This window comes from Pseudomonas pisciculturae, assembly GCF_015461805.1.
GTDB lineage: Bacteria > Pseudomonadota > Gammaproteobacteria > Pseudomonadales > Pseudomonadaceae > Aquipseudomonas > Aquipseudomonas pisciculturae.
Genome location: NZ_JACVZE010000001.1, coordinates 206,438 through 229,692 on the forward strand (window position 1 = coordinate 206,438; position 23,255 = coordinate 229,692).

At 60.0% G+C, this 23,255-nt stretch carries 24 protein-coding genes; 13 read left to right on the top strand and 11 right to left on the bottom strand.

All coding sequences use genetic code 11. The annotated features are described in order from the left end of the window. The first annotated feature begins 127 nt into the window (after positions 1 to 127). The 7 genes from mreC to tldD all read left to right on the top strand — a co-directional run bounded on the left by mreC (position 128) and on the right by tldD (position 10,142). Positions 128 to 1,264 (top strand): rod shape-determining protein MreC, encoded by a 1,137-nt coding sequence (mreC, locus tag ICY20_RS00990; RefSeq protein WP_194937090.1) that lies wholly within the window; start codon positions 128 to 130, stop codon positions 1,262 to 1,264. Continuing rightward, a complete protein-coding gene (gene mreD / locus ICY20_RS00995; RefSeq protein ID WP_122487529.1) occupies positions 1,264 to 1,752 on the top strand; it encodes a rod shape-determining protein MreD in 489 nt (162 codons plus the stop codon). The genes mreC and mreD overlap by 1 nt, the downstream gene beginning before the upstream one ends. A 51-nt stretch (positions 1,753 to 1,803) precedes the next feature. Beyond that, on the top strand, positions 1,804 to 2,400 hold the full coding sequence (locus tag ICY20_RS01000) for a Maf family protein (RefSeq protein WP_194936758.1): 597 nt from the start codon (positions 1,804 to 1,806) through the stop codon (positions 2,398 to 2,400). 70 nt (positions 2,401 to 2,470) lie between these two features. Continuing rightward, positions 2,471 to 3,928, top strand: coding sequence for a ribonuclease G (gene rng, locus ICY20_RS01005; RefSeq protein ID WP_122487531.1), 1,458 nt, complete (start codon positions 2,471 to 2,473; stop codon positions 3,926 to 3,928). Positions 3,929 to 3,970: 42 nt separating this feature from the next. Next, the gene (locus tag ICY20_RS01010; RefSeq protein WP_194936759.1) at positions 3,971 to 7,786 is read left to right on the top strand and encodes a YhdP family protein; all 3,816 of its coding nucleotides are present in this window, start codon (positions 3,971 to 3,973) and stop codon (positions 7,784 to 7,786) included. A 48-nt stretch (positions 7,787 to 7,834) separates the two neighbouring features. Next, positions 7,835 to 8,683 (top strand): carbon-nitrogen hydrolase family protein, encoded by an 849-nt coding sequence (locus ICY20_RS01015; RefSeq protein WP_194936760.1) that lies wholly within the window; start codon positions 7,835 to 7,837, stop codon positions 8,681 to 8,683. 16 nt (positions 8,684 to 8,699) lie between these two features. Then, positions 8,700 to 10,142: a metalloprotease TldD gene (tldD, locus tag ICY20_RS01020; protein ID WP_017529090.1), complete on the top strand. Its 1,443-nt coding sequence runs from the start codon at positions 8,700 to 8,702 to the stop codon at positions 10,140 to 10,142. A 45-nt stretch (positions 10,143 to 10,187) separates the two neighbouring features. On the opposite strand, the gene yjgA is transcribed toward tldD, so the two are convergent. Continuing rightward, the gene (gene yjgA / locus ICY20_RS01025) at positions 10,188 to 10,709 is read right to left on the bottom strand and encodes a ribosome biogenesis factor YjgA (protein WP_017138246.1); all 522 of its coding nucleotides are present in this window, start codon (positions 10,707 to 10,709) and stop codon (positions 10,188 to 10,190) included. 108 nt (positions 10,710 to 10,817) lie between these two features. On the opposite strand from yjgA, the gene pmbA reads away from it, so the two are divergent. From pmbA to ICY20_RS01055, 6 genes are all read left to right on the top strand, one after another. Next, entirely contained in the window at positions 10,818 to 12,164 is a 1,347-nt protein-coding gene (pmbA, locus tag ICY20_RS01030; RefSeq protein WP_159960591.1) for a metalloprotease PmbA, read from the top strand. Positions 12,165 to 12,310: 146 nt separating this feature from the next. Then, positions 12,311 to 12,706 (top strand): FagA protein, encoded by a 396-nt coding sequence (locus tag ICY20_RS01035; RefSeq protein WP_159960589.1) that lies wholly within the window; start codon positions 12,311 to 12,313, stop codon positions 12,704 to 12,706. Next, positions 12,699 to 14,075: a class II fumarate hydratase gene (locus tag ICY20_RS01040; RefSeq protein ID WP_159960587.1), complete on the top strand. Its 1,377-nt coding sequence runs from the start codon at positions 12,699 to 12,701 to the stop codon at positions 14,073 to 14,075. The genes ICY20_RS01035 and ICY20_RS01040 overlap by 8 nt, the downstream gene beginning before the upstream one ends. Positions 14,076 to 14,102: 27 nt before the next feature. Continuing rightward, positions 14,103 to 14,531 (top strand): hypothetical protein, encoded by a 429-nt coding sequence (locus ICY20_RS01045; RefSeq protein ID WP_159960585.1) that lies wholly within the window; start codon positions 14,103 to 14,105, stop codon positions 14,529 to 14,531. Position 14,532: 1 nt separating this feature from the next. Beyond that, positions 14,533 to 15,144, top strand: coding sequence for a superoxide dismutase (locus ICY20_RS01050; protein WP_159960583.1), 612 nt, complete (start codon positions 14,533 to 14,535; stop codon positions 15,142 to 15,144). Positions 15,145 to 15,176: 32 nt separating this feature from the next. Continuing rightward, a complete protein-coding gene (locus ICY20_RS01055; protein ID WP_135287425.1) occupies positions 15,177 to 16,070 on the top strand; it encodes a ZIP family metal transporter in 894 nt (297 codons plus the stop codon). A gap of 37 nt (positions 16,071 to 16,107) precedes the next feature. Here the strand turns inward: ICY20_RS01055 and ICY20_RS01060 are convergent, their stop codons facing one another. From ICY20_RS01060 to ICY20_RS01105, 10 genes are all read right to left on the bottom strand, one after another. Continuing rightward, complete coding sequence (locus ICY20_RS01060; protein WP_194936761.1) at positions 16,108 to 16,380, bottom strand: HPr family phosphocarrier protein; 273 nt, start codon at positions 16,378 to 16,380, stop codon at positions 16,108 to 16,110. Positions 16,381 to 16,396: 16 nt separating this feature from the next. Then, positions 16,397 to 17,254 carry an RNase adapter RapZ gene (gene rapZ, locus ICY20_RS01065; protein WP_159960579.1) on the bottom strand — a complete coding sequence of 286 codons (858 nt, stop codon included), beginning with the start codon at positions 17,252 to 17,254 and terminating at the stop codon, positions 16,397 to 16,399. A gap of 2 nt (positions 17,255 to 17,256) precedes the next feature. Beyond that, positions 17,257 to 17,721, bottom strand: coding sequence for a PTS IIA-like nitrogen regulatory protein PtsN (gene ptsN / locus ICY20_RS01070; RefSeq protein WP_159960577.1), 465 nt, complete (start codon positions 17,719 to 17,721; stop codon positions 17,257 to 17,259). Between the two features lie 12 nt (positions 17,722 to 17,733). Then, positions 17,734 to 18,039 (bottom strand): ribosome hibernation-promoting factor, HPF/YfiA family, encoded by a 306-nt coding sequence (hpf, locus tag ICY20_RS01075; protein ID WP_159960575.1) that lies wholly within the window; start codon positions 18,037 to 18,039, stop codon positions 17,734 to 17,736. A 75-nt stretch (positions 18,040 to 18,114) separates the two neighbouring features. Then, the gene (locus ICY20_RS01080) at positions 18,115 to 19,608 is read right to left on the bottom strand and encodes an RNA polymerase factor sigma-54 (protein ID WP_194936762.1); all 1,494 of its coding nucleotides are present in this window, start codon (positions 19,606 to 19,608) and stop codon (positions 18,115 to 18,117) included. 185 nt (positions 19,609 to 19,793) lie between these two features. After that, the gene (lptB, locus tag ICY20_RS01085; RefSeq protein ID WP_003171806.1) at positions 19,794 to 20,519 is read right to left on the bottom strand and encodes an LPS export ABC transporter ATP-binding protein; all 726 of its coding nucleotides are present in this window, start codon (positions 20,517 to 20,519) and stop codon (positions 19,794 to 19,796) included. Further along, the gene (gene lptA / locus ICY20_RS01090) at positions 20,519 to 21,052 is read right to left on the bottom strand and encodes a lipopolysaccharide transport periplasmic protein LptA (RefSeq protein ID WP_159960571.1); all 534 of its coding nucleotides are present in this window, start codon (positions 21,050 to 21,052) and stop codon (positions 20,519 to 20,521) included. Before lptA ends, lptB begins: the two co-directional genes overlap by 1 nt. Beyond that, entirely contained in the window at positions 21,039 to 21,611 is a 573-nt protein-coding gene (lptC, locus tag ICY20_RS01095) for an LPS export ABC transporter periplasmic protein LptC (protein WP_159960569.1), read from the bottom strand. The genes lptA and lptC overlap by 14 nt, the downstream gene beginning before the upstream one ends. An 8-nt stretch (positions 21,612 to 21,619) precedes the next feature. Then, positions 21,620 to 22,144, bottom strand: a complete 525-nt coding sequence (locus ICY20_RS01100) for a KdsC family phosphatase (RefSeq protein WP_159960567.1) — start codon at positions 22,142 to 22,144, stop codon at positions 21,620 to 21,622. Continuing rightward, complete coding sequence (locus tag ICY20_RS01105; protein WP_159960565.1) at positions 22,145 to 23,119, bottom strand: KpsF/GutQ family sugar-phosphate isomerase; 975 nt, start codon at positions 23,117 to 23,119, stop codon at positions 22,145 to 22,147. It lies immediately after the preceding gene. Positions 23,120 to 23,255 lie beyond the last annotated feature (136 nt).

A 23,255-nucleotide genomic window follows, 5' to 3' on the forward strand; every position in this document is an offset into this window, starting at 1 on the left:
GCGCCATGTTTCGCCCGCAGGCAGCACTTTGCAGTGCTGCCTGTTGGCGTTTATCTTCTTCAATCTGCATCCAGGCCGGTTAGATGCCGTATGAATAAAGAAAACATTTGCCTGGGAGGAGCGGCTTATTAAACCGCTTTTCGCCAAAGGCCCCTCATTGGGCGTGCGCCTGTTGGTGCTGGTCGTGCTTTCGGTCGCGCTGATGGTGGTCGATGCCCGCTTTGCACTGCTCAAGCCGGTGCGTAGCCAGATGTCGCTGGTGTTGATGCAGACTTACTGGATCACCGACCTGCCGCAACGTCTCTACCAGGGCGTGGCCAGCCAATTTGGCAGCCGCACCGAGCTGGTTGCCGAGAACGAAAAACTCAAGACTGAAAACCTGCTGTTGCAGGGGCGCATGCAAAAGCTGGCGGCCCTCACCGAGCAGAACGTTCGGCTGCGCGAGTTGCTCAATTCTTCTGCGTTGGTCAACGAAAAGGTCGAAGTGGCTGAGTTGATCGGCATGGACCCCAACCCCTTCACCCATCGCATCATCATCAACAAAGGTGAGCGCGACGGTGTGGTCCTGGGTCAGCCGGTGCTCGACGCTCGCGGCCTGATGGGCCAAGTGGTTGAGTTGATGCCCTACACCTCGCGGGTGCTGTTGCTGACGGACACCACCCACAGCATCCCGGTGCAGGTGAATCGCAACGGCCTGCGGGCGATTGCCAGCGGCACCGGCAACCCCGAGCGCCTGGAATTGCGTCACGTCGCCGATACGGCCGACATCAAGGAAGGCGATCTGCTGGTCAGCTCCGGTCTTGGCCAGCGTTTTCCGGCCGGTTACCCGGTGGCGACGGTCAAGGAAGTGATTCACGACTCCGGCCAGCCGTTCGCCATTGTGCGCGCTGTGCCGACCGCCGCCCTGAACCGCAGCCGCTACCTGCTGCTGGTATTCAGTGACAACCGAACCCCGGAGGAGCGTGCCAACGACGCTGCCCAGGCCCAGGAAGCGGAAGACAAGAAGAACGGCACCACGCCGGTTGTACCTGCCACTGTGCCCAAGCCCGCGGCGGTTACACCGGTTACGCCGGCAGCGACGCCTGCGGCAGCGGCACCTGTTGCTACGCCCGTCAAACCAGCGACGCACCCGGTCAAGCCTGCCGCGACCAAACCGCCTGCATCGACGCCGACCGCCACACCGACGGCTAAACCGCCTGCCGCTGCCCCGACTGCCCGCCCGGCAGCCACCGCTCCGGCCACCACGCGGCAGAGGGAGGAATAATGGCCGGTACTCATTCGCGCAATGGCTGGATCGTCTGGCTGACGTTCGCCATCGGCTTGCTGCTCAGCGTTTCGCCGTTGCCCCAATTCATGGAAATCCTGCGCCCGCTCTGGCTGGCGTTGCTGCTGGCCTTCTGGTCGCTGCACTTGCCGCATAAAGTGGGCATGGTCACCGCGATGTTCTTGGGCTTGGCGGAGGATGTGCTCTATGGCACCTTGCTGGGTCAGAACGCGTTGATCCTGACCCTGATCACCTTCTTGGTACTGTCGTTGCAGCAGCGTCTGCGCATGTTCCCGATGTGGCAGCAGAGCCTGGTGATCCTGGTGATTTTCGGCCTGGCCCAGCTTGTGCAGTTGTGGCTCAGCGCCTTGACTGGCAACCGTCAGCCTACCTTGGCGTTGGTACTCCCGGCCCTGGTCAGCGCGCTGCTGTGGCCCTGGATCAGTTTCGGCCTGCGTGGGTTACGTCGTCGCTATAAAATCAATTGAATGGATTGCGAGGCTCTGCCTGGTTATCGAACCCTACAGGGAGAGTCAGCAATGAATTCGCTTTATCTGGCCTCGGGCTCTCCGAGACGGCGTGAACTGCTGACCCAGATCGGTGTGCCGTTCACCGTGGTCAGCGCCGCCATTGATGAAACCCCTCTTACAAATGAATCCGCCGTTTCCTATGTCGAGCGCCTTGCGCGTGGCAAGGCCGCGGCGGGTTTTGCTGCGCTCGAAAACACCACATCTGCCTGCGTGCTGGGCGCCGACACCGCTGTGATCGTTGATGGCAAGATCCTCGGCAAGCCCGTGGACCAGGCCGATGCGCTGGCGATGTTGATGGCATTGGCGGGACGTGAGCATGAAGTGCTGACCGCCATTGCCCTCACCGACGGCCAGCGTTGCGAGGTTGTTTGTGTAAGCAGTCGTGTACGTTTTCGCGCCATTTCAGTCGGGGAGGCTACAACCTACTGGTACAGCGGCGAACCGCAGGACAAGGCGGGCGGCTATGCTATCCAAGGCTTGGGCTCGGTGTTTGTCGCCGGCCTCAATGGCAGTTATTCCGCCGTGGTAGGCCTGCCGGTGTGCGAAACCGCGCAACTGCTCGACCAATTCGGCATACCCTGTTGGCAAAACCTTACCGCGCGCTGATCGCCTGACGTGCGCGCCCAGCCTTAAGCGATCGGTCACTATTGTGAAAACGCCTGAACGAGACCCAGCCATGAGTGAAGAGATTCTGATCAATATCACGCCGATGGAATCGCGCGTGGCGGTGGTAGAGAACGGTGTTCTGCAAGAAGTGCACGTCGAGCGCACTCAGAAGCGCGGGATCGTTGGCAATATTTACAAAGGCAAGGTGGTGCGGGTACTGCCGGGCATGCAGGCCGCATTCGTCGACATCGGCCTGGACCGTGCTGCGTTTATCCATGCGTCAGAAATTTCCCTGCGCGAAGGCCCAGCGGTGGAAAGCATCAGCGCCCTCGTGCATGAAGGGCAGAGCCTGGTGGTGCAAGTCACCAAGGACCCCATCGGTTCCAAAGGCGCGCGCCTGACCACTCAGCTGTCGATTCCATCCCGCTACCTGGTGTACATGCCGCGCACTGCCCACGTCGGTATTTCCCTGAAGATCGAAGACGAAGGCGAGCGTGAGCGCCTGAAAAAGGTCGTCAGTGATTGTGTCGCCGCCGAAGGTATCAAGGAAACCGGTGGGTTTATCCTGCGCACTGCCGCCGAAGGTGCCGGCGCAGATGAAATCCTGATGGACATCCGTTACCTGCGACGCCTGTGGGACCAGATCGGCGCCCAGATCAAAACCATCGGCGCGCCCAGCGTGATCTATGAAGACCTCGGCCTGGCGCTGCGCACCCTGCGCGACTTGGTCAGCCCGAAGATTGAGAAAATTCGCATCGACTCGCGGGAAACCTTCCAGCGCACGACGCAATTTGTGGCCGAGCTGATGCCGGAAATTGCCGATCGCCTGGAACACTACCCCGGTGAACGGCCGATCTTCGACCTGTATGGCGTCGAAGACGAAATTCAGAAAGCCCTGGAGCGCAAAGTGCCGCTCAAGTCCGGCGGCTACCTGGTGGTAGACCCGGCAGAAGCCATGACCACCATCGACGTCAACACCGGCGCGTTCGTGGGCCATCGCAACCTCGAAGAAACCATCTTCAAGACCAACCTCGAAGCGGCCACCGCGATTGCCCGCCAGCTGCGTCTGCGTAACCTGGGCGGCATCATCATCATCGACTTCATCGACATGGAGGACGGTGAACACCAGCGCCAAGTGTTGCGCACCCTCGAGAAGCAGTTGGAGCGCGATCACGCCAAGACAAACATCATCGGCATCACCGAGTTGGGCCTGGTGCAGATGACCCGCAAGCGCACCCGCGAAAGCCTTGAACAGGTGTTGTGCGAGCCGTGCAGCAGCTGCCAGGGACGCGGCAAGTTGAAGACCCCGGAAACGGTTTGCTACGAGATTTTCCGGGAAATCTTACGGGAGGCGCGTGCCTATCAGGCCGAAGGTTATAGAGTGCTCGCCAACCAAAAAGTGGTCGACCGGCTGCTGGACGAAGAGTCCGGCAACGTTGCCGAACTGGAAGGGTTTATCGGGCGCACGATTCGCTTCCAGGTCGAAACCATGTATTCCCAGGAACAATACGACGTGGTGCTGCTCTGATCCCCATTCGCTTGCTTTTTACTGCCCTGAGGGTCGCCTGACATGGAGCGTCTGATACGCTTTTTTGCCGCTTTGACCCGTTGGGGCCTGGGCCTCTGCGCCCTGGCATTGGTGCTGGCAGCCGTGTACGTGAGCCTGGGGCGCGAGTTGACGCCACTGGTGGCTGAATATCGCGCCGAGGTCGAAGCCAAGGCCCAGGCCGCGGTGGATATGCCCCTGCAAATTGGTAGCCTTGAAGGCCGCTGGAGCGGTTTTGCCCCGGTGTTGCTGGCCCATGACGTGATGGTCGGTGAGGGCAGCAGTGCCCTGCGCCTGGACCAGGTCGAAGTGGTGCCGGATTTCTGGGCCAGCCTGATGGCGCGCGAGGTGCGTATTGCGCACCTGCAAGTCAGCGGCCTGCAACTGAGTGTGAAGGAGGACAAGGACGGCCACTGGGCCCTGCAAGGGCTGCCGGTACAGGACGACCAGCCGTTGGACCCGGAGCAGTTGCTCAAGCGCATGCAGAGGGTCAAGCGCGTGTCGTTGCTCGACAGCCAGGTGACCTTGCAGCCATTTGATCAGGCACCCAAGACTCTGACCTACGTCGGTCTGAGCCTGCACACCGGCCTGACCCGTCAACGCCTGGATGCACGCCTGACCTTGCCCGACGGCCAGCCCCTGGCCGTGAGCCTGCGCACACGCATTCGCGCGAGCCAATGGAAAGACGCTGAAGTGCAGGCATACCTGAGCCTGCCGCAAAGCGATTGGGCCAAGTGGATACCCGCCAAGCTGACCCAGCAATGGAAGCTCACGCAGTTCAAGGCTGGCGGCGAATTCTGGCTGACCTGGGCCAAGGGCGCCGTGCAAAGCGCCGTGGTGCGCCTCAATTCGCCGCAGGTGAAGGGTGGTTATGCCGAGCGTAAGCCGGTACATATTGAAAACCTTGCCCTGACTGCCTACCTGCAACGCAGCGATACCGGCCTGCGTGTGCTGTTCGATTCGCTGGCCATGAACCTGGGTGAAACCCGCTGGGAATCGCGCCTGCAATTGCAGCAAACCCTGGCGACTGACAAAGACCTGGAGGTCTGGAAGCTACAGGCTGACCGCCTGGACCTGACCCCCATCACGCCTCTGCTCAATGCCTTGGCACCGTTGCCAGAAGGGTTTGCCAAGACCCTCGAACACCTCAAAGCCACTGGCGTGTTGCGTAATGTGCTGGTGGACTTGCGCCCTCAAGACACCACCGACCAAAAAGTCAGCTTCGCCGCCAACCTTGAGCGCATCGGCTTTGATGCCTACTCCGGTGCACCGGCGGCGCGTAATGTCTCCGGCAGCATCAGCGGTGACCTGGGCCATGGCGAGTTGCGCATGGACAGCAAGGATTTTTCTCTGCACCTCGACCCCATCTTCGCCAAGCCATGGCAGTACATCCAGGCCAATGCACGGTTGACGTGGAAGCTCGATAAAGAGGGCTTCACCCTGATTGCTCCCTACATCAAGGTGCTGGGTGAAGAAGGCAAGATCGCTGCCGACTTCCTTATCCGCCTGCATTTTGATCACAGTCAGGAAGACTACATGGACCTGCGGGTCGGCATGGTCGAGGGCGATGGGCGTTTCACCCCCAAATACCTGCCGGCAGTGTTAAGCCCTGCGTTGGATGAATGGCTGCGCACTGCGATCCTCAAGGGGGCGGTGGATGAAGGGTTCTTCCAATACCAAGGCTCGCTGAATCACGATGCGTTGCCGGCGTCGCGCAATATCAGTCTGTTCTTCAAGGTGCATGATGCTGAGCTGGCATTCCAGCCGGGCTGGCCTCACGTCAGCAAGGTCAAGGGCGAAGTCTTTGTCGAGGAGAGCGGTGTACGCATCCTGGCGAGCAAGGGCCAGTTGCTGGATACCAAGGTCAAGGACATCTACGTCAATATTCCCCATGCGCCAGCGGGCAAGGATAGCCACTTGCTGCTTACCGGTGGTTTTGCTGGCGGCTTGGGCGATGGCCTGAAAATCCTTCAGGAAGCGCCGATTGGCACCGCATCGACCTTTGCCGGCTGGAAGGGCGAGGGCGACCTGCAAGGCAGCCTCGACCTGGATATCCCGCTGGCCAAGGGCACCGAGCCGAAAATCGTAGTGGACTTCAAGACGGACAAGGCGCGCCTGCAATTGGCCGAGCCGACCTTGGATTTGACCCAGCTCAAGGGCGAATTCCGCTTTGACAGTGCCAAGGGCCTCAGCGGTCAAAACATCACTGCCCAGGCATTTGATCGGCCGATCACGGCGCAGATCGCGGCCGATGGCAAGCCTGGCAATATCAGCACGCGCGTCACTGCCAAGGGCCAGGTCACGGTCAAGCGACTGACCGATTGGCTAAAAATCACACAGCCACTGCCGGTGTCCGGAGATATCCCGTACCAGTTGCAGCTGAATCTGGACGGCGCCGACAGCCAACTGATGGTCAGCTCCAACCTCAAGGGCGTGGCGGTGGACTTGCCGGCACCGTTTGGCATGCCGGCCAGCCAGGGGCGTGACAGCGTGTTTCGCATGACCTTGCAGGGCGCCGAGCGTCGTTACTGGTTCGATTATGGCGAGCTGGCCAATTTCACCTTTGCCGCGCCACCGGACAAGTTCAGTGATGGCCGTGGTGAACTGTTCCTTGGGGATGGCGATGCGCTGTTGCCCGCGGGCAAGGGCCTGCGTATTCGCGGGGTGTTGTCGGAACTCGATATCGACCCCTGGAAGAAGCTGGTGGACCGTTATGCCGGCAATGATCCGGGCGGTAGCGCCAAGCAACTGCTCAACGGTGCAGACTTCAAGATCGGCAAGCTGACCGGTTTTGGCACCCAGTTTGATCAAGTCAACCTCCAGCTGGACCGCAAGCCGGGCGCCTGGGGCCTGCAGCTCGCCAGCCAGCAAGCCAAAGGCACCGTCAATTTGCCGGACGCCAAGGGCGCACCGATTGCGGTCAACCTGCAATATGTGAAGTTACCGGCGGCAGACCCGACGGTACAGGCTGATGAAAACGCACCGGACCCGTTGGCCAATATCGACCCCAAGGATATTCCGGCGCTGGATATCGCCATCGATCAACTGTTCCAAGGCCCGGACCTGGTAGGCGCCTGGTCGTTGAAAATCCGGCCAACACCCAAAGGGCTAGCCTTCAGCAACCTGGACCTGGGCCTCAAGGGTATGCAGCTCAAGGGCGCCGGTGGTTGGGAAGGGGCCGTGGGCGATAGCGCCAGTTGGTACAAGGGGCGCCTGGACGGCAAGAACATTGCCGATGTGCTCAAGGGCTGGGGTTTTGCGCCTACAGTCACCAGCGAGGATTTCCATCTGGATGTAGATGGCCGCTGGCCCGGTTCGCCGGCCTATGTCGGGCCCAAGCGCTTCTCCGGCAGCCTGGACGCAGCGTTCCGCAAGGGCCAGTTCGTCGAAGTCGAAGGGGGCGCCCAGGCTCTGCGCGTGTTCGGCCTGCTGAACTTCAACTCCATCGGGCGCCGCTTGCGCCTGGACTTCTCTGACTTGCTCGGCAAGGGTTTGAGCTATGACCGGGTCAAAGGGGTACTGGCGGCCAGTAATGGCGTGTTCGTCACCCGCGAGCCGATAACCATGACCGGGCCTTCTACCAACCTGGAGCTTAATGGCACGTTGGACATGGTGGCCGACCGTGTCGACGCCAAGCTGTTGGTGACACTGCCGGTGACCAACAACCTGCCGATTGCTGCGCTGATCGTGGGTGCGCCGGCGATTGGCGGCGCGTTGTTCCTGATCGACAAGCTGATTGGGGACCGTATCGCGCGTTTCGCCAGCGTGCAGTACAAGGTTGAAGGCCCGTGGAAAGACCCGAAAATCACCTTCGACAAGCCTTTTGAAAAACCAAACTGAGAGGCTGTGGAGTAGCATGGCCCCATGCCCATTACGGAGTGTCGGCCCATGTCCTTTGCGGTAATTCAAATGGTCAGCCAGAGCGATGTGCTGGCTAACCTGGCCCAGGCCCGGCGCCTGTTGGAGCAGGCCGCGGCGGGTGGTGCGAAGCTTGCGGTGCTGCCGGAAAACTTCGCCGCCATGGGCCGCCGCGACGTGGCCGATATCGGCCGCGCCGAAGCGTTGGGCGAGGGCCCGATCCTGCCGTGGTTGAAACAGACCGCCCGCGACCTCACCTTATGGATAGTGGCCGGCACCTTGCCGCTGCCGCCTGACGGCCAGCCGAACGCCAAGTCCAATGCTTGCTCGCTGCTGGTCGACGATCGGGGTGAGATCGTTGCCCGTTACGACAAGCTGCACCTGTTCGATGTTGATGTCGCCGACACTCGCGGTCGATATCGTGAATCTGACGACTATGCTTTCGGGGGCAATGTAGTGGTGGCGGATACGCCCGTCGGCCGATTGGGCCTGACGGTGTGCTACGACTTGCGCTTCCCCGAGTTGTATAGCGAGTTGCGTGCGGCGGGGGCTGAACTGATTACCGCGCCTTCGGCGTTTACGGCGGTGACCGGTGCCGCGCACTGGGACGTGCTGATTCGCGCCCGGGCCATCGAGACCCAGTGCTACCTGCTGGCCGCCGCCCAGGGTGGCGTACACCCGGGGCCACGTGAAACCCACGGGCATGCGGCAATTGTCGACCCCTGGGGCCGAGTGCTGACACAACAGGATCAAGGCGAAGCGGTGTTGTTGGCCGAACGCGACAGCAGTGAACAAGCGTCGATAAGGGCGCGCATGCCGGTGGTCAACCATCGGCGCTTTTTCTCGCAGGGCGCACAGCGACCTGCTTCAGAACGATGAATTTAAGGCCAAACCTATGAGCGAGTTGTTGTCCTCAGTCAGTGAACACCTCCTGGCACCCGGTGGCGTGACCATCGAAAGTTTGCAAACCGTGCTGGGCGATCTCGCCGGGCCAGGCATTGATGCGGCTGATCTGTATTTCCAGGGGCAGATCTCCGAGTCCTGGGCACTGGAAGACGGCATCGTCAAGGAAGGTAGTTTCAACCTCGACCAAGGTGTAGGCGTGCGTGCGCAGTCCGGTGAAAAGACCGGGTTTGCCTATAGCAATGCCATCACCCTGGAAGCGTTGGGGCTCGCGGCACGCGCCGCACGTTCGATTTCCCGTGCCGGCCAAAATGGCACGGTACAGGCTTTCAGTACCCAGGATGTGGCCCAGTTGTATGCGCCGGATAACCCCCTGGAAGTGATCAGCCGCGCCGAGAAGGTCGAGCTGCTCAAGCGTGTCGACGCCGCTACCCGCGCTCTGGACCCGCGTATTCAGCAGGTTACGGTGAGCATGGCAGGTGTGTGGGAACGTATTTTGGTGGCGTCCACCGACGGCGGTCTGGCGGCGGATGTGCGGCCATTGGTGCGCTTTAACGTCAGTGTGATCGTCGAGCAGAACGGTCGTCGCGAGCGCGGCGGCCATGGTGGCGGCGGGCGTACCGACTACCGTTACTTCCTCGCCGAGGACCGCGCCATGGGTTATGCCCGTGAAGCGTTGCGTCAGGCACTGGTCAACCTGGAAGCCATTCCGGCGCCGGCCGGTACCTTGCCGGTCGTGTTGGGCTCGGGCTGGTCCGGCGTGTTGCTGCACGAAGCGGTAGGCCATGGCCTGGAAGGCGACTTCAACCGCAAGGGCAGCTCCGCCTACAGCGGGCGCATGGGCGAAATGGTTGCCTCCAAGCTGTGCACTATCGTCGATGACGGCACCCTGGCCGGTCGCCGCGGCTCGCTGAGCGTGGACGATGAAGGCACTCCTACCGAGTGCACCACCCTGATCGAAAACGGCGTGCTAAAGGGCTACATGCAAGACAAGCTCAATGCGCGTCTGATGGGCGTGGCGCGTACCGGTAACGGCCGCCGCGAATCTTACGCGCACCTGCCGATGCCACGCATGACCAACACTTATATGCTCGGTGGCGAAAGCGACCCGGCAGAAATTATTGCTTCGGTTAAACGCGGCATCTACTGCGCAAACCTCGGCGGCGGCCAGGTGGATATCACCAGCGGCAAGTTCGTGTTCTCCACCAGCGAGGCGTACCTGATCGAAGACGGCAAGATTACCGCGCCGGTCAAAGGGGCTACATTGATTGGCAACGGGCCAGAGGCCATGAGCAAAGTGTCGATGGTCGGCAACGACCTGTCGCTGGACAGCGGCGTAGGCACATGCGGGAAAGATGGGCAGTCGGTGCCGGTGGGTGTCGGCCAGCCAACGCTGAAGATTGATGCGATCACCGTGGGTGGCACGGGCTCGTAAAGGTTGGAGCTTCGGGTGGCGAAGGCCGCCACCCGGGGAAGAGGGTCAACGCAGGCCGCGTTGGGTCTCGTCCAGCTCACGGATGTATTTGAAGATTTTACGGCTGGTGGCCGGCGCCTTGTTATGCGCCTGCTCGTGCTGGGCCTGACGGATCAGGGAGCGCAATTGCTGGCGGTCCGCGTCCGGGTAGTCCAGTACGAATTTCTCCAGCACGGCGTCATCGCCCGAGATCAGGCGGTCACGCCAACGTTCCAGGTTGTGGAAGCGTTCGTTGTACTGGCGAGTGGAGGCATCGGTTTGATCGAGCAAGGCCAGAATGGCGTCAGTGTCCTGATCGCGCATCAGTTTGCCGATAAACATGATGTGCCGTTTACGCGCGATATTCGCCGTGTGTTTGGGCGCATCGGCCAAGGCCCGACGCATTTCGTCGGTCAACGGCAGTTTGGCAATCAAATCTTTCTTGAGCGTTGTAAGGCGCTCGCCGAGGTCAACCAGAGCATGCAGCTCGCGTTTGACCTGGGTTTTGCTTTTCTCCCCATCGAGGGAGTCGTCGTAAGAATCAACCATGGTGGCAGTCCGCAAAGAAACGCCGCCATGATAACCAGTCGGGGGCCGCTTGTCCGGCCCGGTCGCTCGATGGCCTTAACCGAAAGCAGAATTTGAGTGGAGAAAACCATGAGTGCAGCCCAAAGCGTCGGTCCGCAAGCGTTACCGGCACTGCAGGAACAAGTCGAGCAGATCCTTGCCGAGGCCAAGCGCCAGGGGGCCAGTGCCTGTGAAGTCGCAGTATCGCTGGAGCAGGGGCTGTCGACGTCGGTGCGTCAGCGGGAAGTGGAAACCGTTGAATTCAACCGTGACCAGGGCTTTGGCATCACCTTGTACGCAGGGCAACGCAAAGGTTCGGCCAGCACATCCGCCAGTGGTCCTGAGGCGATTCGCGAGACGGTCGCGGCGGCGCTGGCCATTGCCAAGCACACGTCCGAAGACGAAAGCTCGGGGCTGGCCGACAAGGCATTGATGGCCAAGGACTTGAAGGACTTCGATCTGTTCCATGCCTGGGACATCACCCCCGAGCAGGCGATCGAAAAGGCGCTGATTTGCGAAGCCGCCGCGTTCGACGCCGATGCACGCATCAAGAATGCAGATGGCACCACGTTGAGCACGCACCAGGGGTGCCGCGTATATGGCAACAGCCATGGTTTTATTGGCGGTTATGCCTCCACACGGCACAGCTTGAGCTGCGTGATGATCGCTGAGGCCAATGGCCAGATGCAGCGCGACTACTGGTACGACGTGAGCCGTCAGGGTGAGTTGCTGGCGGACCCGGTCAGCATTGGTCAGCGCGCTGCACAGCGTGCCGCGAGCCGCTTGGGCGCGCGTCCGGTGCCGACCTGCGAGGTGCCGGTGTTGTTTTCGGCGGAGCTGGCCGGTGGTTTGTTCGGCAGTTTCCTGGGGGCGATTTCCGGCGGCAATTTGTATCGCAAGTCGTCGTTCCTGGAAGGCGCAATTGGCCAGAAGCTGTTTCCTGAGTGGCTGACCCTCGATGAGCGCCCGCACTTGATGCGTGCCATGGGCAGCTCGGCGTTCGACGGTGATGGCTTGGCGACCTATGCCAAGCCGTTCGTCGAGAACGGTGAGCTGGTGTCCTACGTATTGGGTACTTACTCCGGTCGCAAACTTGGCCTGCCGAGCACCGCCAACTCGGGTGGTGTGCATAACTTGTTCGTCACCCACGGTGATGAAGACCAGGCGGCGTTGCTGCGCCGCATGGGGCGCGGCCTGTTGGTGACCGAACTGATGGGCCATGGCCTGAACATGGTCACCGGTGACTACTCCCGGGGGGCGGCGGGGTTCTGGGTTGAAAATGGCGAGATCCAATTCGCCGTCCAGGAAGTGACCATTGCCGGCAACATGCGCGATATGTTCAAGCAGATCGTGGCGGTGGGTAATGACCTGGAGCTGCGCAGCAATATTCGCACGGGGTCGGTCTTGATCGAGCGGATGACTGTCGCGGGCAGCTAATCCCCACAGCTTCACTAAAAAGGCGCGCTATCTCACAGATAGCGCGCCTTTTTTGTGGCTGCCTTGCAGGCGGATTAATGTTTTTGCGTTGCGTTGATTCTCAATATCATTTAATAATAAATATCATTACCGAATGAGCGTGGATCATGAGTTCTGTCCTGCATGAGGATCCTTATCTAGAGAGCTGGCGCTGGATGAGCCGCCAGATTCGTTGCGGCCTCAACCCCAACGAGCCGCGCCTGATCGAACATTACCTCAATGAGGGTCGATACCTGGCGTGTTGCACCGCGACCCATCCGTGGACGATCGCTGAAACCTCATTTCGTCTGTTACTCGACACCGCCAGCGATATCGCACTGCCCTGGCATTGGCGCTCCATGTGCCTGGACCAAGCCTGGCGCCCACTGCGTGACCTGGAAAAACTCTCCCACTGTGCCTGCCGCCTCAAACGCTGGCAGAGCTTTGCGTGGCGATTGGCGACCTGCCAATTACTGCCGTCTATTTCTCACTCCGACCTGGTGCAAGGATCTAACGATGAGTAACACCCGTATCGAACGCGACAGCATGGGCGAACTGCAGGTACCGGCCGAGGCTCTGTATGGCGCACAAACCCAGCGCGCGGTGAACAACTTCCCGATCAGCAATCAGCGTATGCCGGCGCAATTCATCCGCGCCCTGATCCTGGCCAAGGCCGCTGCGGCCAAGGTCAACGTCGATCTCAAGCAAATCAGCGAAGGGCAGGGCAAAGCCATTGTCGATGCCGCCCAGGGCTTGCTGGAAGGCGACTTCATGCAGCACTTCCCGGTGGACATCTTCCAGACCGGCTCCGGCACCAGCTCCAACATGAACGCCAATGAAGTGATTGCCACGCTGGCTACACGCTTGCTGGGCGAGGCGGTCAACCCTAACGACCACGTGAACTGCGGCCAGAGCAGCAACGACATCATCCCGACCACCATCCACGTCAGTGCGGCGTTGGTCTTGCACGAGCAGACGTTGCCGGCCCTGTTGCACCTGGTACAGGTGATTGAGCAGAAAGCCGAAGAGGTCCACCCGTTCATCAAAACCGGCCGTACTCACCTGATGGACGCCATGCCGGTACGCATGAGCCAGGTGCTCAATGGCTGGGCCGAGCAGCTCAAGGCCAATATCGGCCACCTGCAGGATCTACTCCCGAGCTTGCAGGCCCTTGCCCAAGGCGGCACTGCGGTGGGTACTGGGATCAACGCTCACCCTGAATTCGCTGCGCGTTTCAGCCAGCAACTGAGCAGCCTGACTGACGTGAAATTCACGCCGGGCAAAAACCTGTTTGCGCTGATCGGCTCCCAGGACACCGCCGTCGCGGTTTCCGGCCAGTTGAAGGCCGTTGCGGTCTCGCTGATGAAAATCGCCAATGACCTGCGCTGGATGAACTCCGGCCCCTTGGCCGGCTTGGGTGAAATCGAGTTGGAGGCCCTGCAGCCTGGTTCCTCGATCATGCCTGGCAAGGTCAACCCGGTGATCCCGGAGGCCACTGCAATGGTTGCCGCGCAAGTCATCGGCAATGACACGGTGATCACCGTCGCCGGTCAGTCGGGGAACTTCGAATTGAACGTGATGCTGCCAATCATCGCCCAGAACCTGCTCAGCAGCCTGGAGCTGCTGGCCAATGCCAGCCGCTTGCTGGCGGACAAGGCGATTGCGAGCTTCAAGGTCAACGAGGCCAAGCTCAAGGAAGCGCTGTCGCGCAACCCGATCCTGGTCACCGCGCTCAACCCGATCATTGGTTACCAGAAGGCCGCAGAAATCGCCAAGAAGGCCTACCAGCAAGGCCGCCCGGTGATTGATGTCGCTCTGGAATACACCGACTTGGACCGTAGCCAACTGGAAGTCCTGCTGGACCCGGAAAAACTCACGGCTGGCGGCGTGTAATCACCGACCCTGCTTTGGAGGCTCACCATGGAGCACTGGAAACGCACGATCGAACGGGCCAATCGCTGCTTTATGGCAGGCGAGTTGGTCGATGCTCGCGAGGCCTATTTGCAAGCCCTCGCCCTGGCCCAAGTGTTGTTCGAACGCTGGGCGGATGCCGACGAAGCAGTGGCGGCTTGCGTCATTTCTCATCACAACCTGGCGGACTTGCACCTGCGCCTGAACCAGCCGGAGGAAAGCGCGGAGTACCTCTGCGCGATCCATCAGCGCCTGCTGCAGACCATGCAAGACCAGCGCCTCAGCCCGCAATTGCGCGAGGCCGCGCTGCGTCAGAGCAGCAAGACCTACGTCGAACTGTTGAATTTCATCAGCGATCACGGCGAGTACCCGCGTACCCATCGGCTGCTGGGTAATACCGCGCCGCAACCGATCACGCCTCATTACGGAGCACATTGACATGTCCTATACCTTGCCTGCCTTGCCCTACGCCTACGATGCCCTGGAACCGCATATCGATGCGCAGACCATGGAAATCCACTACACCAAGCACCACCAGACCTATATCAACAACCTTAATGCCGCCGTCGAGGGCACCGAATTCGCCGGTTGGCCGGTAGAGAAACTCGTATCCAGCGTCCAGCAATTGCCGGAAAAACTGCGCGCCGCGGTCATCAACCAAGGTGGCGGCCACGCCAACCACTCGTTGTTCTGGGCCGTGATGTCGCCTAAAGGTGGCGGTAAGCCAGAAGGCGCCTTGGGTAAAGCCATCGACGAGCAATTGGGCGGCTTCGATAGTTTCAAAGAGGCGTTCACCAAGGCAGCCTTGACCCGGTTCGGCAGCGGTTGGGCCTGGCTGAGCGTTACCCCGCAAAAGACCTTGGTCGTCGAAAGCAGTGGTAATCAGGACAGCCCACTGATGAGCGGCAACACGCCTATCCTCGGCCTGGACGTGTGGGAGCACGCCTACTATCTGCTTTATCAGAACCGCCGCCCGGAATACATCAATGCCTTCTACAGTGTTGTTAACTGGCCGGAAGTCGCTGCGCGCTATCAAGCCGCGTTGGCTTGATATTCACCCTATAACAAGATCTAAGGCCGACTATGGGCACTGAAACACTGGCGATCAGCAGCGGGCGAATGTTTCGCTATGCGTTTGGTTCGTTGCTGCTATTGGCAGGTACGGCTTTGCTGGTGGCCCACGGGCTGGACTGGTTGAACCTGGAGCCACGTATCTTGCGTGCCTTGCAAGGTGGTGCCATCTGCGCCCTCGGCACGGCGCTTGGCGCCGTACCGGTGCTGGTGATTCGGCGGATGCCGGTGGCGCTGAGCGACACCTTGCTGGGCTTTGGTGCCGGGGTGATGTTGGCCGCGACGGCGTTTTCGCTGATCGTGCCGGGCATTGCCGCGGCTGAAAGCCTGGGGCTCTCGCCCTGGGGTGCGAGTGGCTTGATCAGCTTTGGCATCATGCTGGGGGCGTTCGGGTTGTACCTGGTCGACCGCAAGGTCTCCGGTGCCAGCCCTGAAATGCTGGTGGGTACGCCGGATAAGCCGGTGATCCCGCCGCGTATCTGGCTGTTTGTATTCGCCATCATTGCCCACAACATACCCGAAGGCATGGCGGTGGGCGTTTCGGCGGGCGGCGGTATGCCCGACGCAGACAGCCTGGCCATGGGCATTGCCTTGCAGGATGTGCCCGAAGGACTGGTGATTGCGTTGGTGTTGGCCGGTGCAGGGATGTCGCGGGTCAAGGCGTTCTTGATCGGCGCCGCTTCAGGCCTGGTAGAGCCGGTGTTTGCCGTGCTTTGCGCTTGGCTGGTGAGTTTGGCCGAAGTGCTGTTGCCTCTGGGCCTGGCGTTGGCTGCCGGTGCCATGTTGTTGGTGGTGACGCATGAAGTAATCCCCGAATCACGCCGCAATGGCCACGAAAAGCTCGCCAGCCTTGGCCTGTGCATCGGGTTTTGCTTGATGATGGTGATGGATACCGCGTTGGGGTGAAGTCATTGCGACTTCACGCCTGCCTCAGAGGGTGAGTTTACTCACCCTCATCAAAAAAGTTATTGATCAGCGCTACGAGCGCATTCATGGCCTCGTCTTCCTGCTCGCCTTCGGTTTTCAAATGAATCCTGGTGCCCTTGCCGGCTGCCAACATCATCATCGCCATAATACTTTTGCCATCGACCATGGACTCTGGCGTGCGCCCGGCGCGGATCTGGCAGGGAAACTGCCCGGCGACACCGACGAATTTGGCTGAGGCCCGGGCGTGCAGGCCCAGCTTGTTGATGATTTCAATTTCCAGAGCGGGCATCGCGGGGGTGTTCCTTTCAGCTAAGGTCGCGGTGGCGAACCTGGACGTTCTTGAGGGTTTGTTGCAGCACCTGGCCCAAACGCTCGGTCAGGTAGACCGAGCGGTGATGGCCGCCGGTGCAGCCAATGGCGATGGTGACATAGGCCCGGTTGCTCGCGGCAAAGCGTGGAAGCCATTTGAGCAGGTAGGAGGAAATGTCCTGGAACATCTCCTCCACATCCGGTTGCGCCGCCAGGTATTCGGCCACCGGCTGATCCAGCCCGGACTGGTCGCGCAATTCCGGTTTCCAGTAGGGGTTGGGCAGGCAGCGCACATCGAACACCAGGTCAGCATCCACCGGCATGCCACGCTTGAAGCCAAACGACTCTACAAGAAACGCGGTGCCCGGTTCAGGCTGGTTCAAAAGGCGCAGCTTGATGGCGTCGCGCAGCTGGTAGAGGTTGAGGCTGGTGGTGTTGATCTTGAGGTCAGCGAGGTCAATGATTGGCCCCAGCAGCTTGCTTTCGTCTTCGATGGCTTCGGCCAGCGAGCGATGGGGGCTGCTGAGGGGGTGGCGCCGGCGGGTTTCGGAGAACCGCTTGAGCAGGGTCTCTTCGTCGGCGTCCAGGTACAGTACATCGCAATGAATATGCTTGGCCCGCACTTCTTCAAGCAATTGCGGGAAGCGCTCAAGGTGGCTGGGCAGGTTGCGTGCATCAATCGAAACGGCTACCAGGGGTTGGGCCAGTTCGGTGTGGATCAGCGCGCGTTCCGCCAGTTCCGGCAACAGGCCGGCGGGCAGGTTGTCGATGCAATAGAAGCCGTTATCCTCAAGGACATTGAGGGCGGTGCTTTTACCCGAGCCGGAGCGGCCGCTGACGATGATCAAACGCATGATTACTGCCTGTTCTGTTCATCCAGGACAACCTGGTACAGCGCCTCGTTACTGCTGGCACTGCGCAGTTTGTCGCGTACGTCCTTGCGGTCAAGCATGCTGGCGATCTGCCGAAGCAGTTCCAGGTGTGCATCGGTGGCGGCTTCCGGGACCAGCAGAACGAACAGCAGGTCGACCGGTGCACCATCGATAGCATCGAAATCAATGGGTTTTTCCAGGTGTAGCAAGGCGCTGACAGGTGTTTCGCAGCCTTTGAGGCGGCAGTGAGGGATGGCGATGCCGTTACCAAAACCGGTCGAGCCGAGTTTTTCACGGGCAATCAGAGCCTCGAAGACATCCTGCATCTCCAGATCAGGCACTTGGCTGCTGATCAGGTTGGCAATTTGTTCAAGGGCTTTCTTTTTACTGCCGCCCGGCGCGTTCACGAGGGAACGGCCGGGGGTCAGGATGGTTTCAAGTCGAATCATGGGTGGGGAGTGTTAGCGGCCGGTGCCCTGGAGAAGGCTCTGCTGCTTTTCCTTATGCTTTTTAAGTTGGCGGTCAAGCTTGTCAGTCAAGGCATCGATTGATGCATACATGTCTTCATGCTCGGCATTGGCGACTATTTCGCCACCAGGAATCTGTAGGGTCGCTTCGATTTTCTGCTGAAGCTTATCGACCTTCATGATCACTTGCACATTGGTGATCTTGTCAAAATGACCCTCAAGCCGTTTCAGCTTCTGCTCAACGTATTCGCGCAGGGGAGGGGTGACTTCTACATGGTGTCCACTGATGTTGACTTGCATACAGCTTCTCCTTCGTTGCCAGTGCATAAAGCGGTGGGCAGAAATACCCACCACTGGAACGCTGTGGCCCGCCCGTCACATCAAACGCTTACGCTCGCTGGAAGGCGCGATCCCAAGGGATTCGCGGTACTTGGCGACGGTTCGACGGGCGACCTGAATGCCTTGTGCCTCCAGTAAACCAGCGATCTTACTGTCACTCAATGGCTTTTTCTGATTTTCAGCGGCAACCAGTTTTTTGATGATCGCGCGGATCGCCGTAGACGAGCATTCGCCGCCTTCAGAGGTGCTGACATGGCTGGAGAAAAAGTATTTCAGTTCATATATGCCCCGTGGGGTGTGCATGAACTTTTGCGTGGTCACCCGCGAAATCGTCGATTCGTGCATACCCACCGCCTCGGCGATGTCATGCAGAACCAAGGGTTTCATCGCTTCGTCGCCGTACTCCAGGAAGCCGCGCTGATGCTCGACAATCTGGGTGGCCACTTTCATCAGGGTTTCGTTGCGGCTTTGCAGGCTCTTGATGAACCAGCGCGCCTCCTGCAACTGATTGCGCATGAAGGTGTTGTCGGCGCTGGTGTCGGCGCGGCGTACAAAACCTGCGTATTGCGGGTTGACCCGCAGGCGCGGTACCGATTCCTGGTTCAGCTCCACCAGCCAGCGCTCGTTGTCCTTGCGCACGATCACGTCGGGGACGACGTATTCGGCTTCGCTCGATTCGATCTGTGAGCCGGGGCGCGGGTTGAGGCTCTGCACCAGCTCGATGACCTGGCGCAGGTCGTCTTCCTTGAGCTTCATGCGGCGCATCAATTGGCTGTAGTCGCGGCTGCCCAACAGGTCGATGTAGTCGGTGACCAGGCGCTGGGCTTCGGCGAGCCATGGGGTCTTGGCAGGCAGTTGGCGCAATTGCAGCAACAGGCATTCGCTGAGGCTGCGGGCGCCGATGCCGGCGGGCTCGAACTGCTGGATGCGGTGCAGGACGGCTTCGATTTCGTCCAGCTCAATGTCCAGCTCCGGGTCGAACGCCTCGAGGATTTCCTCAAGGGTTTCATCCAGGTAGCCCTGGTTGTTGATGCAGTCGATCAGGGTCACGGCGATCAGGCGATCGGTGTCCGACATCGGTGCAAGGTTCAGTTGCCACAAAAGATGGCTTTGCAGGCTCTCGCCGGCGGAGGTGCGGGTGGTGAAGTCCCACTCGTCATCGTCATTGCTGGGCAGGCTGCTGGCGCTGGTCTGGTAGACGTCTTCCCAGGCGGTGTCGACGGGAAGCTCGTTGGGAATGCGTTCGTTCCATTCGCCTTCCTCAAGGTTGTCCACCGTAGGGGCGGTTTCCTGATAGGAGGGTTCCTGCACGTCAGAATTGGGTTTTTGCTCGATGTTGTCGGCCAGTGGGTCTGCATTGTCGAAGTCGTCGCCTTCTTCCTGGCGTTCGAGCATCGGATTGGACTCAAGGGCTTCCTGGATCTCCTGTTGCAGGTCCAGTGTCGACAATTGGAGCAGGCGGATGGCCTGTTGCAGCTGCGGTGTCATCGTCAGCTGCTGGCCCATTCTCAGGACTAGCGATGGTTTCATGGCAGGGGCTTAACACCTTATTCGCCGGCGCAATGCGCCATCCACGACAGGGCGCGTGAGCGCCAAACATAAGCAAATTATATGCCTGATGTCGGGGGCTTTGCCTAGAGCGCGGTAACAATAAAAATCCGGAGGTTTTCATTGACTCCCGCGCGTCTTGGCCAGCGGCCGTGACACCACGGTGTTTACAGGCGGAACTCGTGACCCAGGTACACTTCCTTGACCAGCTCGTTGGCCAGGATAGTGGCAGAATCACCTTCGGCGATCAGTTGGCCATCGTTGACGATATAGGCGGTTTCGCAGATGTCGAGGGTTTCGCGCACGTTGTGGTCGGTGATCAGTACACCGATGCCCTTGGCCTTGAGGTGATGAATGATCTGCTTGATGTCGCCAACCGAGATCGGGTCGACGCCGGCAAACGGTTCGTCCAGCAGGATGAACTTGGGTGCAGTGGCCAGGGCGCGGGCGATTTCCACGCGGCGGCGCTCACCACCGGACAGGCTCATGCCGAGGTTGTCGCGAATGTGGTTGATGTGGAACTCCTGCAGCAGGCTTTCCAGCTCTTTGCGACGCCCATCACGGTCGAGCTCTTTGCGGGTCTCGAGAATCGCCATGATGTTATCGGCAACCGACAGTTTGCGGAAGATCGACGCTTCTTGCGGAAGATAGCCGATACCGGCGCGAGCACGACCGTGCATCGGCTGGTGACTCACGTCCAGGTCGTCGATCAGCACACGACCTTGGTCGGCCTGGACCAGGCCCACGATCATGTAGAAGCAAGTGGTCTTGCCGGCGCCGTTGGGGCCGAGCAAGCCGACGATCTGGCCGCTGTCGATCGACAGGCTGACGTCGCGCACGACCTGACGGCTTTTGTAGGCCTTGGCCAGATGCTGGGCTTTCAGGGTTGCCATTACTCGGCCTTCTTCTTCGGCTGGATAACCATGTCGATGCGCGGGCGCGGTGCGGTGACCTTGCTGCCATTGGCACGACCGGCGTTCGCGATCTGTTTCACGGTGTCGTAGGTGATCTTTTCACCTTCCGTGGAGTTGCCGTCAGGGCTGAGTACCTTGGCCTGGTCGATCAGCACAATGCGGTTCTGCTGGGCATGGTACTGGATGGTCTTGCCGTAGCCCTTCATCGGGCCGGCGTCGGTAGGGGACTGCTTCTGCTCGAAATAAGCCAGGTTGCCCACCGAGGTCACCACGTCAATGTCGCCATTTGGGGCGCGAGTGAGGGTGACCGTGTTGCCAGTGATCTTCATCGAGCCCTGGGTGATGATCACGCCGCCGGTATAAGTGGCAACGCCTTGCTTATCATCCAGTTGAGCGTCGTCAGCCGAGATGTGGATCGGCTGCTGGCTATCGTTCGGCAGAGCCCAGGCGCTCACGCTTCCCAGTGCTGCGCCCAAGCCGAGCAAAATAGGGAGAGTTTTAACGAGCCTCATACTGTCCTCTTACGTTCGATAGCAGGTGTATCCTGCTTTCTTTCAAATACGCTTTCATTCCCTTGCCAGTCGATACACCGCCAGCGCCGTCGATTCTAACGTCTTGCTCGGTCTGCGCATATTGCTTCTGCGGGAATACGGTCATGCGAGTGGTGGTAATCACGGTATTGCGGTTTTTATCGTCAGTACGTGCAACACGTACCGAATCGATCAGTTCCACCTCGGTACCGTCCGGGTTGACCTCGCCACGCTTGCTGGTGACGTGCCAGGGGAACTCGGTGCCGCGGTAGATATTCATGTCCGGGTTGGTCAGCAGGGTCACTTCAGTGGCCTTTACATGCTCGACCTTGTCGGACGTCATTTCGTACTGCAACTTGCCATCGGGCAAAAACTGCACGCTTTTGGCGTTAGTGGCGTAATAGTCGATAGCGCCTTCGTCAACCTGCGCAACAGGCTGGTCGAGAAAACGCTCCGGGCTGATATTCCAGTAGCCCACCGCCAGGAACAGCGCGGCGATGACCCCGAATAACAGGAAGTTGCGAATCTTTTTGCTCAGCATAAAACGCTCTATAGGTAGGCGGCGTGGGCCGCTTCAAGGCTGCCTTGGGCGCGCAGGATCAACTCGCAGAACTCGCGGGCGGCACCTTCGCCGCCACGGGCGGTGGTGATGCCATGGGCGTGCTCGCAAACAAACGCCGCCGCATTGGCAACGGCCATACCCAAGCCCACTCGGCGAATCACCGGCAAATCGGGCAGATCATCACCCAAATAGGCAACTTGCTCATAGCTTAGGTTGAGTTGGCCAAGAAGCTCGTCCAGAACCGCCAGTTTATCCTCGCGGCCCTGATACAGGTGAGGAATCCCCAGGTTTTGTGCGCGGCGTTCCACAACGGGGGTTTTTCTGCCGCTGATAATGGCTGTTTGCACGCCCGCTGCCATCAGCATCTTGATGCCTTGGCCGTCGAGGGTGTTGAACGTCTTGAACTCGCTGCCGTCTTCGAGGAAGTAGAGGCGGCCATCGGTCAATACGCCATCAACGTCGAAAATCGCCAGCTTGATGTTTTTGCCGCGTTGCAGCAGGTCGCCTGTCATTTACATCACTCCCGCACGCAGCAAGTCGTGCATGTTCAGGGCGCCAATCGGGTGGTCATTGTTATCTACCACCACCAGTGCACCAATTTTGTGGTCTTCCATGATCTTCAATGCTTCGGCTGCCAGCATTTCAGGGCGTGCAGTCTTGCCATGGGGCGTCATCACCGCGTCGATGGTCGCGGTGTGGATATCGATGGTGCGATCCAGGGTGCGGCGCAGGTCGCCGTCGGTGAATACCCCGGCGAGGGTGCCATCGGCTTCCAGGATCACGGTCATGCCCAGGCCCTTGCGGGTCATTTCCATGAGCGCGTCTTTGAGCAGCGTGCCTCGCGAGACGTGGGGCAATTCATCGCCCGAATGCATGACGTTCTCCACTTTCAGCAGCAGGCGGCGGCCCAGTGCGCCACCGGGATGGGAGAACGCGAAGTCTTCAGCGGTAAAGCCGCGGGCGTCCAGCAGCGCCACGGCCAGGGCGTCGCCCATGACCAGTGCGGCGGTGGTGGAGGAGGTCGGCGCCAGGTTCAGCGGGCAGGCCTCGTGGGCCACGTGAACATTGAGGTTCACCTCGGCGGCCTTGGCCAGCGTCGATTCCGGGTTACCGGTCAGGCTGATCATCTTGATGCCCAGGCGCTTGATCAGCGGCAGCAGGGTCACGATCTCGTTGGTGGTGCCGGAGTTGGACAGCGCCAGGATGATGTCATCCTTGGTGATCATGCCCATGTCGCCGTGGCTGGCTTCGGCCGGGTGTACGAAAAACGCGGTGGTCCCGGTGCTCGCCAGGGTCGCGGCTATCTTGTTGCCGACGTGGCCTGATTTACCCATGCCCACCACGACAACGCGGCCCTTGCTGGCCAGAATCATCTCGCAGGCGCGCACGAAATCTGCGTCGATATGCGCCAGCAAGCCTTCTACGGCTTCAAGTTCGAGGCGAATGGTGCGTTGTGCAGATTGAATAAGGTCGCTGGATTGGCTCATGTCTGAAATCGTATAGCCTGACGAAAAGTCGGCGATTATAGCGGTAATGATCAATTCACTCACGTAAGTTCGTCAGGAGTTATTCGGCAGGCCTGTGAGATTCCTTAGTCGGGAAACAAAGCCAGTAACATAGCCA